An 11,956-nucleotide genomic window follows, 5' to 3' on the forward strand; every position below is an offset into this window, starting at 1 on the left:
AATGAAGGTTCTTGTGCCCGTGAAGCGGGTGGTTGATGCGAACGTGAAGGTTCGGGTGAAGCCGGACGGGACTGGCGTTGAGCTTGCCAATGTGAAGATGAGCATGAACCCCTTCGACGAGATTGCGGTCGAGGAGGCGGTTCGTCTGAAGGAGAAGGGCGTGGCGACGGAGGTTGTCGTGGTCTCGGTTGGCGAGGCCAAGGCGACGGAGACGCTGCGCACGGCGCTGGCGATGGGGGCGGACCGGGGCATTCTGGTGAAGACGGAAGTGTCGCCGGAGCCGCTGGGCGTGGCCAAGCTGCTTGCGAAGATCGTGGGCGAGGAGCAGCCGCAGCTTGTGATCATGGGCAAGCAGGCGATTGACGACGACAGCAACCAGACGGGCCAGATGCTGGCGGCGCTTCTGGGCTGGGCGCAGGGCACCTTTGCCTCGAAGGTGGAGCCGGGCTCGGGCGAGGTTTCGGTCACGCGCGAGGTGGACGGCGGCCTGGAGACGGTGGCCTTGAAGCTTCCGGCGGTGGTGACGACGGACCTGCGTCTGAACGAGCCGCGCTATGCGTCGCTGCCCAACATCATGAAGGCCAAGTCCAAGCCGATCGCGGAGAAGACGCCGGCGGACTATGGGGTGGATGTGACGCCGCGTCTGAAGACGCTGAAGGTTTCCGAGCCGGCGAAGCGTCAGGCGGGCATCAAGGTTCAAAGCGTTGACGAGCTGATCGGCAAGCTCAAGGAAGTGGGAGCGATTGCATGAGCGTCCTGGTTCTGGCGGAACACGACAACAATTCCCTGAAGGACGCGACCCTTGCGGCGGTGACGGCTGCGGGCGCGCTGGGCGGCGAGGTCCACGTGCTGGTGGCGGGCGCGGGTGCGCGCGGCGCGGCGGATGCGGCGGCGTCGGTTGCGGGCGTTGCCAGGGTGCTGCTGGCGGATGACGCGGCCTATGCCAACGGCCTGCCGGAGAACCTGGCGCCGCTGATCGTGGAGCTGATGGCGGGCTATGACGCGCTGGTGGCCCCGGCCACCTCGTTCGGCAAGAACGTGACGCCGCGGGTGGCGGCGCTGCTGGATGTGGCGCAGGTGTCGGACATCATCTCGGTGGACGGGCCGGACACGTTCCAGCGGCCGATCTACGCGGGCAACGCCATTGCCACCGTGCAGTCGGCGGACGCGAAGAAGGTGATCACCGTGCGCACCACCGCCTTTGCCAAGGCGGCGGCGACGGGCGGCGCGGCGGCGGTCGAGACGGTTGCGGGCAAGGGCGACGCGGGCCTGTCGCGCTTTGTGGGCTCGGAGCTGTCCAAGTCGGACCGGCCGGAGCTGACCTCGGCCAAGATCGTGGTCTCGGGCGGCCGGGCGCTGGGTTCGGCCGAGGCGTTCAAGACGGTGATCGAGCCGCTGGCGGACAAGCTGGGCGCGGCCATCGGCGCCTCGCGCGCGGCGGTCGATGCGGGCTACATGCCCAACGACTACCAGGTGGGCCAGACCGGCAAGATCGTCGCGCCGGAGCTCTATGTGGCCGTCGGCATCTCCGGCGCCATCCAGCACCTGGCGGGCATGAAGGACTCCAAGATCATCGTCGCCATCAACAAGGATGAGGAGGCCCCCATCTTCCAGGTGGCCGATTTCGGCCTCGTCGCCGACCTCTTCCAGGCCGTGCCGGAGATGGTGGAAAGGATTTGAACATGTTGCAGGATGTCGTGATTGTCTCGGGCACCCGGACCGCCATCGGCGATTTCGGCGGCTCGCTGAAGGATCTGGCCCCGGCCGAGCTGGGCCGGATCGTCATCGCCGAGGCCCTGCGCCGCGCCGGGGTCGAGGGCCGCGAGGTGGGCCACGTGGTCATGGGCCAGGTGATCCAGAGCGAGCCGAAGGACATGTACCTCTCCCGCGTCGCTGCCATCAATGCGGGGATTCCGTCCGCCACTCCGGCGCTGACGCTGAACCGCCTGTGCGGCTCGGGCCTTCAGGCCATCATCTCGGCCGCCCAGACCATCACGCTCGGCGAGTGCGCCGTGGCGGTGGCGGGCGGTGCGGAGAGCATGAGCCGCTCGCCCTATGTGGTGCCGTCCGCCCGCTGGGGCCAGCGCATGGGCGATGCGACCATGATCGACGCGCTGATCGGCGTGCTGACCGATCCGTTCGGCCATGGCCACATGGGCATCACCGCCGAGAACGTGGCGGAGCGCCATGGCATCTCCCGCGCGGCGCAGGACGAGCTGGCGGTGGAGAGCCACCGCCGCGCCGCCCGGGCCATCGCCGAGGGCCGGTTCAAGGAGCAGATCGTCCCCGTCGAGATCAAGACCCGCAAGGGCACGGTGGTGTTCGACACCGACGAGCATGTGCGCGCCGACGCCAACCTTGAGGACCTGGCCAAGCTGAAGCCCGCCTTCAAGCGGGACGGCGGCACGGTGACCCCGGGCAACGCCTCGGGCATCAACGACGGCGCGGCCGCCGTGGTGCTGATGTCGCGCGCGGCCGCCGAAGCGCGGGGCGCCAAGCCGCTGGCGCGCATCGTCTCTTGGGGCCATGCGGGCGTCGACCCGGAGGTGATGGGCCTGGGGCCGATCAAGGCGGTGCCGGTGGCGCTGGAGCGGGCCGGGATCAAGCTGTCGGACATCGACGTGATCGAGAGCAACGAGGCCTTCGCCGCCCAGGCCTGCGCGGTGGCCAAGGAGCTGGGCTTCGATCCGGAGCGGACCAACCCCAACGGCAGCGGCATCTCGCTCGGCCATCCGGTGGGCGCGACCGGTGCGATCCTCACCGTCAAGACCATGTACGAGCTCAAGCGCACGGGCGGCCGCTATGGCCTCATCACCATGTGCATCGGCGGCGGTCAGGGTATCGCCATGATCGTCGAGCGGATGTAGGCTCGCGCAATTTCAGCGATTGGGGAAAACAAGCATGAAAACAGTGGGTGTGATCGGCGCGGGACTGATGGGCAACGGCATTGCCCACGTCTCGGCCCTGGCAGGATATGACGTGATCCTCTCGGACGTGAGCCTGGATCGGGCGGAGGCGGGCAAGGCGAACATCGCCAAGAACCTGGCCCGTCAGCAGGCCAAGGGCGTGGTGAGCGCCGCCGACGTGGAGGCAACGCTCAATCGCATCACCCTCACCACCGACACGGCACGCTTTGCCGAGGCCGACCTGGTGGTGGAGGCGGCGACCGAGAACGAGGCGGTGAAGAAGCAGATCTTCGCCGATCTCTGCCCGAAGCTGCGGCCGGAGACCATTCTCGCCACCAACACCTCCTCGATTCCGATCACCCGTCTGGCCGCTGCCACCGACCGGCCGGACCGCTTCGTCGGCACCCACTTCTTCAACCCGGTGCCGGTGATGAAGCTGCTGGAGATCATCCGGGGCCTTGCCACCTCCGATGCCACCACCGAGGCGGTGCGCGGCTGGGGCCGCGCCATCGGCAAGGAGCTGGTGGAAGCGCAGGACAGCCCGTGCTTCGTCGTCAACCGCATCCTGTGCCCGATGATCAACGAGGCGATCTTCGCGCTTCAGGACGGCGTCGGCTCGGTGGAGGACATCGACCGGGGCATGATGCTGGGCGCCAACCACCCGATGGGTCCGCTGACCCTGGCCGATTTCGTCGGCCTCGACACCCTGCTGTCGGTGATGCGGATCATGCACGAGTCCTTCGGCGATCCGAAGTACCGCCCGGCGCCGCTGCTGGTGAAGTACGTGGAAGCGGGCTGGTACGGCCGCAAGTCGGGCCGCGGCTTCTACGACTACTCGGGCGAGACTCCGGTTCCGACGCGCTGAGCGGAACCGGCGCTCTTCCGGCATGAAAAAAAGCCGGGGCAGGATCGGCGATCCTGCCCCGGTTTTCTTTTTGGCGGAATGTCGGGCCAGGCCTTATTCGCCGTAGAGCACCGTGAACACGCGCTTCTCGAACAGCCACTTGCCGTTCTGCTTCACGCACACGTCGTCATACTGGCCGCGCGGGCGGATTTCCTTGCCGTCGCGGACCGCCACCTCGGCGGTGTAGGAGCGCATGTAGGCGCGGTCGCCCTGGATATCGATGCTGCCCGGCACGGCGATCATCTGCACGAACGGGAACAGCTCCATCGCCTGCTTCCAGGCGGCGACGATGTTGGCCTTGCCGCGGATTTCGGACATGCCCTCGACGACGGGCAGGCTCCACACGCTGTCTTCGGCCCAGGTGGCGCCCCACGCCTCCGCGTCGCGCTGGCTGACAGCGTCGGCATAGCTGTCGAGCAGCTCGCGGATGAGGATGCGGTCTTCCAGCGGTCCAGTCCAAACCATTGTCGTCTCCTTGGTGTCAGTGGTTCCGGTCGGTCTATTCGGACTCCGCGCGCCGGGCGTGCTCCCAGGCGAGTGCGGCAACGGTCTCCACGTGGGCTGAAATCTGGCGGGCGTGCTCGGAGGCGGCATTGCCCCGGGCCACCCGTCCCCGGATGCCATGCAGGATCGCGGCCATGCGGAACAGGTTGTAGGCGAGGTAGAAGCTGAGCTTCTCGATGCGCTCCGGCCGGCCGGTGCGGCGGCAGTAGGCGGCCACATACTCCTCCTCGGAGGGCAGGCCGAGGGCCGCCACGTCCTGTCCCAGGAGGCCGACGGTGATGCCCGGCGGCATGTGGTACATCATCAGGTGGTAGGTGAAGTCGGCCAGCGGATGGCCGAGGGTGGACAGCTCCCAGTCCAGCACCGCCAGCACGCGCGGCTCGGTGGGATGGAAGATCATGTTGTCGCAGCGGAAGTCGCCGTGGACGACGGAGACCTCGTCGCCGGGCGGGATGTGCGCCGGCAGCCACTCCACCAGCCGGTCCATGTCGGCAACCCGGCCCGCTTCCGTGTCCTCCTGATACTGGCGTGACCAGCGGCTGATCTGGCGGGCGAAGTAGTTGCCCGGCTTGCCGAAGTCGCCAAGGCCCAGCGCCTCCGGGTCCAGCGTGTGCAGCCGCGCCATGGTCTCGTTCATGGCGTCGAAATAGGCGCGGCGCTCGCCCACCGGCACTTCGGGGAAGTCGGTCTCCCAGAACACCCGGCCGTCCACCATTTCCATCACGTAGAAGCTGGTGCCGATGACGCTGTCGTCCTCGCACAGGCCGAACGGGCGGGCGACGGGGAACCCGGCGCGGTGCAGGGCGGAGATGACCCGGTATTCCCGGTCCACCGCGTGGGCGCCCTTGAGGATCGGCCCCGGCGGCTTGCGGCGCAGCACATAGCGCTGGCGGGGCGTGATCAGCTTGTAGGTGGGGTTGGACTGGCCGCCCTTGAACTGCTCGACGGTCAGCGGGCCGTCGAAGTCCTCGACGTTCTCCTGCATCCAGGCGGCGAGGCGCGCCTCGTCGAACTGGTAGCCGCTGCGTACGGCCCCTGAACCGGAGAATTTGGTCTGGCGGTCACTCATGACTGTTCCACAACTCTGAATTTACTGTGCCGTCCATCCGCCATCCACCACCAGCTCGCTGCCGGTGATGTAGCTGGCGTCGTCGCTGGCGAGGAAGAAGATGGCGGCGGCGATTTCCTCGGGTCGGGCGATGCGCCCGATGGGGGTGGCCTGGTCGAGCGCGTCGATCAGGGCCTGGGCGCTCTCCGCCTTGCCCTCGTTGGCCCAGCGCTGCATGCCCGCGTCGAGCAGGGGCGTGCGCACGAAGCCGGGGTGGACGGAGTTGACCCGGATGGGCTTGCGCGCCTGGGCGAACTCGATCGCGACCGCCTTGGTGAACAGCCGCACGGCGCCCTTGCTGGCGTTGTAGGCCGAGGTTTCGGCATAGCCCACAAGGCCCATGATGGAGGAGACGTTGACGATGCTGGAGCCGGCGGGCGTCGTCTTGCCGCCCTCGGCGAGCAGCCCGGTGAAGGTGCGCACGCCCAGGAACACGCCGTCCACGTTGATGCTCATCAGCCGGCGCCAGTCGGCAAGCGAGAGGGTGTCGACCGGCCCCACCATGTCGGTACCGGCGTTGTTGACCAGAATGTCGAGCCGGCCGAGGCGGGTGGCGACGGCCTCCTGCGCGGCGGCCCAGTCCTCCTCCAGCGTCACGTCCAGCTTCAGGTAGCTGGCGGTCGGCCCGAGCCGCTCCAGCGTCGCCTGCACCAGCGGGTCATCGGGACGATCGCGGTCCGTCAGGATCACCGCCGCGTCTTCCGCAATGAAACGTTCGGCGCAGGCAAGGCCGATGCCCCGCAGCGCGCCGGTTACCAACGCAACCCTACCGCCGAGTTTTCCTGTTGCTGTCACGGGTCGCCCCTCGATTTTTGGCATTCTCTTCCCCCATGTCATCTAAGCCCCCCTCCGTGGTCCCCGCGTACTGGCAATTAGGAGAGGTGGCAGGTCCGGCAAGCCATGCAAACTCCGGGGATAGTCAAGTCAGGGCGACGCCTGGGAACGAGAAGCCATGGCAACACGCCGCGGTTCAGCGGCGGAGCCTGGGCAGTCGGGAGAAACACGCATGTCTGGGGCCCTCAGCAACACAACGGCGCTGGTCACGGGCGGCTCGCGCGGCATCGGCCGCGCCATTGCCTTGAAGCTGGCCGAGGCCGGCGCGCTGGTGTGCGTCCATTACGGCCGGCGGCGCGATGCCGCCCGGGACGTGGTCGAGGAAATCGAGGCGGCGGGGGGGCGCGCCTTCGCGCTGGGCGCCGACCTGCGCAACATCGACGAGATCGAGGAGCTGTTCTTCCGCCTGGACGAGGAGCTGGCGCTGCGCAATGCCGTCGGCCTCGATGTGCTGGTGAACAACGCGGGCATCGGCCTTGTCGGCAACATCGAGGCCACCGACCCGGAGAGCTTCGACGAGGTGTTCGCCGTCAATGTGCGCGCGCCGTTTTTCGTCATGCAGAACGCGCTGCCCCGGTTCCGGGACGGCGGGCGCATCATCAACCTGTCCTCGATGGTCAGCCACAATGCCTATCCGGGCTTCATCGCCTACGCGGCGAGCAAGGCGGCGATCGATTCCATCACCCGTTCGCTGGCGGCGGAGCTGGGGCGGCGGGGCATCACCGTCAATGCGGTGGCCCCCGGCGCGACGCTCACCGATTTCCTGGGCGACCTGACCGAGGACGAGGTGTTCATGCAGTCGCTGGCGGCGCAGGCGGCGCTGGGCCGGGTGGGGCAGGCGCAGGACATCGCCGACGTGGTGGCGTTCCTGGCGTCGCCCGCGGCGGGCTGGATCACCGGCGAGCGCATCCGCGCCAGCGGCGGTATGCATCTGTGATCCGGGGCACGCCGGGGCGGGCCTGAAGGCAGCGGCCGCCCCGGCTGTCCGGTCGCTCAGACGGCGGCGTGGCCGCCGTCCACGTGCAGCGCGTCGCCGTGCACGTAGCGGGCGGCGTCGGAGGCGAGGAACACGATGGCGTCCGCCACCTCGTCGGGCGTGACGAACCGGCCCATCGGGTGGCTGCGCAGCACGCCCTGGTACAGCTCCTCGACCGGGGTGCCGCCGGTGATTTCCGAATAGCGCTTGAGGATGCTGTCCATCATGTTGGACTCAACCGCCCCCGGGTGCACCGAGTTGACGCGGATCTTGTACCCCAGCGCCGAGAACTCGATGGCGGCGTTGCGGGTCAGCATGCGCACCGCCGCCTTGCTGGTGCAGTAGGCGGAGCTGTAGGCGGCCGGGTGGTCCGCCGCGCCCGAGGCGAGGTTGATGATCGCCGCCCCGCTGCGCCGCTTCCCGGCGCTGTCGCGCAGGAGCGGAAGGGCCGCCTTCATGCCGAGAAACACGCCGTCCACATTGATGGACTGGCACTGCCGCCAGTCCGCAAGCGACATGTCCTCCAGCTTGCTCATGGGCGCGATGCCGGCGTTGTTGACCAGAATGTCGAGCCGTCCGTGGCGGGCGCGGATCTGCTCGATCGCCGCCGACCAGGACTCCTCGCTGGTCACGTCCAGGGTCAGCCATTCGGCGGCGGGAATGCCGTCGGGCCGGGCGCCGAGGTCGGAGGCGATGACCGTCACCCCCTCGCGCTGCAAGGCCTTGCATGTGGCAACGCCGATGTTGCCCGCCGCACCTGTTACCAACGCAACCGTACCGGCAAGATCCAGATCCATGTCTTGTTCCCCCCCCATATGTGGAACCAGGGTTCCGTCTGGAGCCAGTGTGTGTTGTCTGCTCCCGCTCGCCGTGCGGCGGGGCTGGCCCCAGGGGAGCGAACCGCACCGGGCGGACCGGGAAAAGCCCGCCTTTTTGCTAGGATGATCGGGGGGCGGGCGACCGGTAGCCTGCCTGACTGAACAAAAAGGGCCAAGGGGGGGAGCTCATGCCGATTGTGATTGCCGGTTATCTGGATTTTGACCCGAACCGGGCCGAGCAGATGATCCGCGACGCCAAGCCGTATATCGATGCCGCGCTCGCCGAGCCCGGCTGCGTTGCCTACACCTGGGCCATTGATCCGCTGAAGCCGGGCCGGGTGCACGTGTTCGAGGAGTGGGAGAACGAGGCGGCGCTGGCCGGGCACTTCTCCGCCGCTTCCTATGCGGACATGGGCGGCCATCTGCGGGCCGTCGGCATTCTCGGGTTCGACGTGAAGAAGTACCGCGTCGATCTCATCGAGCCGGTCTATGATGAAGCCGGCGTGCCGCGCGCCGATTTCTTTACGGAAAAGCGCGCCTGAACAGGCGGCGAGGGGAGGAAAAGAAAGCATGACGCGATTGGCAGGCAAGGGCGCGCTCATTCTGGGCGCGGCGAACCGGGACAACATGGCGCAGGTGATCGCGCGCCGCTTCGTCAAGGAAGGCGCGCGCGTGGTCGTGGGCGGCCGCAAGATGGACGAGCTGGAGCGCTTCGCCCGGGAGATCGGCGGCCACGCGGTCCGGTGCGACATCACCAGGCGCGACGAGGTGTTCGGCGCGGTGGCGTTCGCCAAGGAAAAGCTGGGCTACCTGGATGTCGGCATCAACGCCACCGGCTGGGGCCTGCTCAAGCCCTTCCTCGAGACCACCGAGGAGGAGTTCGACCAGATGAGCGCGCTCCAGTTCAAGGGGCCGTTCATGTTCTTCCAGGCGCTGATCGAGGCGATGGACCGGGGCGGCTCGATCATCCAGATCAGCTCCGCCACGGCCAAGATCATGCTGAACGACCACGCCGCCTACATGGGCGCCAAGGCGGGCGCGGACCATCTGGTCCGTGTGGTGGCGCACGAGTTCGGCAGCCGGGGCATCCGCGCCAACTCCATTTCGCCGGGCCTCACCGTCACGCCCATGACCCATGAGCATGTGGCCATGCCGGGCCTCGTCGAGGCGTTCCTGCCCGGCTATCCGCTGGGCCGCATCGGCACGTCGGAGGACATCGCGGCGGCGGCCGTGTTCCTCGCCTCGGACGAGTGCTTCATGACCGGCGAGAACCTCCAGGTGAACGGCGGCCTGACGCTGCGCCGCAACCCCACCCGCGAGGAAATCGCCGAGAGCATTGCCCGCCACTCCGCCGCCCAGAGCGGTCAGGGCGGCGGCCAGGGCGCGTAAGGCGGTTAATTACCTGCCGGAGGCGGCAGCTCGGAGACGTACTCCTCGACGGTGAAGAACCGGTTGCGGGCGCGGTCGAAGAGCTGCTCCTCGTCCTCGGCGATTTCCGCGGTGATCGCCGGGTCGGTCATGCGCCCGAGGGCCGCCTCGCAGGTGGCCTGATCGGGAAACCAGATTTCCATGATCACGTCGAATTCCGGCTCGCTCCGGCTGCCGTCGAGCGGATTGGGCAGCGGGTCGAGGAAGCGCCGCATGTAGCGGACGGCGTAACCGGAGAGGTACTTCTCGCCGATGCGCCGGTGGTTGGTCTCGTAATAGCGGATGAAGTCCTCCCGGGACATGCCGGGGCGGCGCTTGAGCAGTCCGATGAGTTTGTACATGGGTGTCTCTTCCGTTTCCCGTTCAGTCGAACCGGATCGATCGCACCGGGTCGCGGCCGTCGAACGTGCGGGCCGCGTCCTTGACGAAGTCGTAGAAGCCGGTGAGTTCGGGGGCGGGCATGTACAGCTCGACCATGTGGCCGTAGACGGCGACCGTGTCCATCATGGCGAAGGCGAAGCCCGAATTCATCTCGGCATAGAGGGCGGTCTCGAACCCCTGCTGGTTGAAAGCCCGGATGCTCGCCTCCAGATCATCGATGATGAGGGCGACGTGGTGGACGCCGCCCGCCGACCCCTCGGGGTACATGTCGCGGAAGGCGGAAGGGCCCGGGTTGTTCTGCTGCACGAACTCGATCATCAGCTCGCCCCACTGGCCGTAGGCGGAGGTGTGGTCGAGGTGGGCCGGCTGGCCGCGATGCAGGCAGGAGCGCAGCGGGATGTTTTCGGCAACGAAATAGGGGCCGGAGCCGTAGAGGGCGGAGTGGCGGCGCGCCGCGTCCCGCACGTCGTTGACGAAGTAGGCGATCTGTCTTATCGGCTGGCCCAGAAGCATTAGAACGGTGTCTCCGCAATCCGTGGTGGTGCGGCGATGATGCCCCGGCGGTGCCGGGTTGATTACTGGCCTTTGTTGCAGGCTTTGGCCATCGAAAGGCGTCGGAGGACAGGGTGACGGCGACCAACGTGTCGGCAGCGGGCAAGTGTGCGAACGGCGTCGTCAGGACGCACCGGCCCAAGGGCGAGGCCAAGCGCGAGGCCATTCTGGACGCGGCGGAGCGGATCTTCGCCGAGCGCGGCTACCATGGCACCTCCCTGCGCGACGTGGCGCAGGACGCCCGGGCGGGCATCGGGCTGCTCAACTACTACTTCCCCACCAAGGCCGAGCTGTTCCGCCAGGTGGTGCTGCGCCGGCGCGACGTGTTGCAGGAGCGGGTGGCCGCCAGCCTGCGCGCGGTCGGGCCTGGCGGCAACCCGCACGAGGCCGGGGCGGGGGTGATCCGGGCGTTTCTGGCGGCGTTCCTCGAAATCTGCGTCGGGGCGGACGAGGGCCTGCGCAACTATGTGCGGCTGACCTCCCGCTTCATGACGGCCTACAACGAGCCGGAGCTGCACGACCCGCTCACCAGCCTTCACCCCATCACCGAGCTGTTCGTCGACAAGCTGCGCTCCGTCTATCCGCACATGAACGAGCGGCGCTTCCACGCCGCCCTTTACGCCATGGAGGCCTCGCTCATCTTCATGGTGCAGGACCCGGGCTTCCTCGATGAGCTGTCCGGCGGGCATCACCGCGCGGCGGCGATCGACCGGATCGTCGATGACCTGGTGCCGTTCTTCGCGGGCGGCCTCCACGCCATCGCCGGGCACTGAGTTCGCCGGGCACTGAAATCGCCGGGCGCGAACGCGGAGCGGAATGCCCCTGTTCTTGCGGCGCGGATCACCCTATCCTTTCTGTCAGGTCGTCGCACGGGCGCTTGAGCCCCCTCAGCCCTAATTGTACATTTGTACAATAATAATGCGCCCACAGAGGCGCAGAGGGATCGGGCCGGACCATACCCCCGGCCCGGGGGAGAGAGCGGTATGAGTGACAAGCCCTTCGACCTGGAAGCGGAGGTGCGCGATCTCGCGGCGCGCCGCGACATCTACAACGTGGCCTGCGTCTACATGCGCGGCCAGGACCGCCTGCTGCCCGAGCTGCATCGCAGCGCCTTTCACGACGATGCCTATGTGGACTGCGGCCTCTATGCCGGCAGCGCCGACGGCTTCGTGGAATTCGCGCAGGGGTTCCTGGGCGAGCTGAAGTCGAGCCACCATCTCATCGGGCAGGTGCACATCGACGTGCAGGGCGACGTGGCCGACGGCGAGGTCTATTTCATCGCCTATCACCGCATCGTCGAGAACGGCGAGGACAAGGATCTGATCGTCGCCGGCCGCTACGTCGACCGCTACGAGAAGCGCGACGGGGTGTGGAAGATCGCCCGCCGCCGCGAGATCGTCGACTGGGCGCGCACCGATCCGGCTTCCGACAGTTTTCTGCGTGAACAGACGGCGCTCCATCTGGGCGGGCGCCGCAATGAGGATTTCAGCGTTACGCGCAACTGGCCGCCCGAGGCGGGCCAGCGTTGAGCAGGGAGGAGAGAAA

Annotated in this window: 15 protein-coding genes; 9 read left to right on the plus strand and 6 right to left on the minus strand. The window is 67.7% G+C overall.

Annotated features, from left to right (window positions below):
• Window position 1: 1 nt before the first annotated feature.
• From ACSJJU_RS13690 to ACSJJU_RS13705, 4 genes are read left to right on the plus strand one after another with little or no spacing between them, the layout of a single operon-like run.
• Window positions 2-751, plus strand: a complete 750-nt coding sequence (locus tag ACSJJU_RS13690; RefSeq protein WP_435914342.1) for an electron transfer flavoprotein subunit beta/FixA family protein — start codon at window positions 2-4, stop codon at window positions 749-751.
• On the plus strand, window positions 748-1,680 hold the full coding sequence (locus tag ACSJJU_RS13695) for an electron transfer flavoprotein subunit alpha/FixB family protein (protein ID WP_435916154.1): 933 nt from the start codon (window positions 748-750) through the stop codon (window positions 1,678-1,680). The genes ACSJJU_RS13690 and ACSJJU_RS13695 overlap by 4 nt, the downstream gene beginning before the upstream one ends.
• A 5-nt stretch (window positions 1,681-1,685) precedes the next feature.
• Window positions 1,686-2,867 carry an acetyl-CoA C-acyltransferase family protein gene (locus ACSJJU_RS13700; RefSeq protein WP_435916237.1) on the plus strand — a complete coding sequence of 394 codons (1,182 nt, stop codon included), beginning with the start codon at window positions 1,686-1,688 and terminating at the stop codon, window positions 2,865-2,867.
• Between the two features lie 34 nt (window positions 2,868-2,901).
• Complete coding sequence (locus tag ACSJJU_RS13705) at window positions 2,902-3,771, plus strand: 3-hydroxybutyryl-CoA dehydrogenase (RefSeq protein WP_435916155.1); 870 nt, start codon at window positions 2,902-2,904, stop codon at window positions 3,769-3,771.
• 93 nt (window positions 3,772-3,864) lie between these two features.
• On the opposite strand, the gene ACSJJU_RS13710 is transcribed toward ACSJJU_RS13705, so the two are convergent.
• From ACSJJU_RS13710 to ACSJJU_RS13720, 3 genes are read right to left on the minus strand one after another with little or no spacing between them, the layout of a single operon-like run.
• Window positions 3,865-4,275: a nuclear transport factor 2 family protein gene (locus ACSJJU_RS13710; protein WP_435916156.1), complete on the minus strand. Its 411-nt coding sequence runs from the start codon at window positions 4,273-4,275 to the stop codon at window positions 3,865-3,867.
• Window positions 4,276-4,309: 34 nt separating this feature from the next.
• Window positions 4,310-5,383 carry a phosphotransferase family protein gene (locus ACSJJU_RS13715; RefSeq protein WP_435916157.1) on the minus strand — a complete coding sequence of 358 codons (1,074 nt, stop codon included), beginning with the start codon at window positions 5,381-5,383 and terminating at the stop codon, window positions 4,310-4,312.
• 21 nt (window positions 5,384-5,404) lie between these two features.
• Window positions 5,405-6,217: a glucose 1-dehydrogenase gene (locus tag ACSJJU_RS13720; protein WP_435916158.1), complete on the minus strand. Its 813-nt coding sequence runs from the start codon at window positions 6,215-6,217 to the stop codon at window positions 5,405-5,407.
• 211 nt (window positions 6,218-6,428) lie between these two features.
• On the opposite strand from ACSJJU_RS13720, the gene ACSJJU_RS13725 reads away from it, so the two are divergent.
• A complete protein-coding gene (locus ACSJJU_RS13725) occupies window positions 6,429-7,193 on the plus strand; it encodes an SDR family NAD(P)-dependent oxidoreductase (protein WP_435916159.1) in 765 nt (254 codons plus the stop codon).
• A gap of 56 nt (window positions 7,194-7,249) precedes the next feature.
• Here ACSJJU_RS13725 and ACSJJU_RS13730 read toward each other — a convergent pair whose 3' ends face one another.
• The gene (locus ACSJJU_RS13730) at window positions 7,250-8,029 is read right to left on the minus strand and encodes an SDR family NAD(P)-dependent oxidoreductase (RefSeq protein WP_435916160.1); all 780 of its coding nucleotides are present in this window, start codon (window positions 8,027-8,029) and stop codon (window positions 7,250-7,252) included.
• A gap of 209 nt (window positions 8,030-8,238) precedes the next feature.
• Between ACSJJU_RS13730 and ACSJJU_RS13735 the strand changes: the two genes are divergently transcribed.
• A complete protein-coding gene (locus tag ACSJJU_RS13735) occupies window positions 8,239-8,592 on the plus strand; it encodes a putative quinol monooxygenase (RefSeq protein WP_435916161.1) in 354 nt (117 codons plus the stop codon).
• A gap of 28 nt (window positions 8,593-8,620) precedes the next feature.
• Window positions 8,621-9,439 carry an SDR family oxidoreductase gene (locus ACSJJU_RS13740; protein ID WP_435916162.1) on the plus strand — a complete coding sequence of 273 codons (819 nt, stop codon included), beginning with the start codon at window positions 8,621-8,623 and terminating at the stop codon, window positions 9,437-9,439.
• 5 nt (window positions 9,440-9,444) lie between these two features.
• Here the strand turns inward: ACSJJU_RS13740 and ACSJJU_RS13745 are convergent, their stop codons facing one another.
• Window positions 9,445-9,819 (minus strand): EthD domain-containing protein, encoded by a 375-nt coding sequence (locus ACSJJU_RS13745; protein ID WP_435916163.1) that lies wholly within the window; start codon window positions 9,817-9,819, stop codon window positions 9,445-9,447.
• A 22-nt stretch (window positions 9,820-9,841) separates the two neighbouring features.
• Entirely contained in the window at window positions 9,842-10,372 is a 531-nt protein-coding gene (locus ACSJJU_RS13750; protein WP_435916164.1) for a VOC family protein, read from the minus strand.
• Window positions 10,373-10,485: 113 nt separating this feature from the next.
• Between ACSJJU_RS13750 and ACSJJU_RS13755 the strand changes: the two genes are divergently transcribed.
• Both ACSJJU_RS13755 and ACSJJU_RS13760 read left to right on the plus strand, forming a co-directional pair.
• On the plus strand, window positions 10,486-11,184 hold the full coding sequence (locus tag ACSJJU_RS13755) for a TetR/AcrR family transcriptional regulator (RefSeq protein ID WP_435916165.1): 699 nt from the start codon (window positions 10,486-10,488) through the stop codon (window positions 11,182-11,184).
• 210 nt (window positions 11,185-11,394) lie between these two features.
• Complete coding sequence (locus ACSJJU_RS13760; RefSeq protein WP_435916166.1) at window positions 11,395-11,940, plus strand: nuclear transport factor 2 family protein; 546 nt, start codon at window positions 11,395-11,397, stop codon at window positions 11,938-11,940.
• The last annotated feature ends 16 nt before the right edge of the window (window positions 11,941-11,956 follow it).

Source organism: Pedomonas sp. V897 (genome assembly GCF_051304405.1).
In the GTDB taxonomy this organism is placed as follows: Bacteria; Pseudomonadota; Alphaproteobacteria; order Sphingomonadales; family Sphingomonadaceae; genus Pedomonas.

Excerpts from the sequence above, each read along its gene's own strand:
- ACSJJU_RS13725 (WP_435916159.1), top strand. The coding sequence starts at position 6,429 with ATGTCTGGGGCCCTCAGCAACACAACGGCGCTGGTCACGGGCGGCTCG.
- ACSJJU_RS13740 (WP_435916162.1), top strand. The coding sequence starts at position 8,621 with ATGACGCGATTGGCAGGCAAGGGCGCGCTCATTCTGGGCGCGGCGAAC.
- ACSJJU_RS13710 (WP_435916156.1), bottom strand. The coding sequence starts at position 4,275 with ATGGTTTGGACTGGACCGCTGGAAGACCGCATCCTCATCCGCGAGCTG.
- ACSJJU_RS13690 (WP_435914342.1), top strand. The coding sequence starts at position 2 with ATGAAGGTTCTTGTGCCCGTGAAGCGGGTGGTTGATGCGAACGTGAAG.
- ACSJJU_RS13750 (WP_435916164.1), bottom strand. The coding sequence starts at position 10,372 with ATGCTTCTGGGCCAGCCGATAAGACAGATCGCCTACTTCGTCAACGAC.
- ACSJJU_RS13730 (WP_435916160.1), bottom strand. The coding sequence starts at position 8,029 with ATGGATCTGGATCTTGCCGGTACGGTTGCGTTGGTAACAGGTGCGGCG.
- ACSJJU_RS13735 (WP_435916161.1), top strand. The coding sequence starts at position 8,239 with ATGCCGATTGTGATTGCCGGTTATCTGGATTTTGACCCGAACCGGGCC.
- ACSJJU_RS13705 (WP_435916155.1), top strand. The coding sequence starts at position 2,902 with ATGAAAACAGTGGGTGTGATCGGCGCGGGACTGATGGGCAACGGCATT.
- ACSJJU_RS13745 (WP_435916163.1), bottom strand. The coding sequence starts at position 9,819 with ATGTACAAACTCATCGGACTGCTCAAGCGCCGCCCCGGCATGTCCCGG.
- ACSJJU_RS13760 (WP_435916166.1), top strand. The coding sequence starts at position 11,395 with ATGAGTGACAAGCCCTTCGACCTGGAAGCGGAGGTGCGCGATCTCGCG.
- ACSJJU_RS13715 (WP_435916157.1), bottom strand. The coding sequence starts at position 5,383 with ATGAGTGACCGCCAGACCAAATTCTCCGGTTCAGGGGCCGTACGCAGC.
- ACSJJU_RS13695 (WP_435916154.1), top strand. The coding sequence starts at position 748 with ATGAGCGTCCTGGTTCTGGCGGAACACGACAACAATTCCCTGAAGGAC.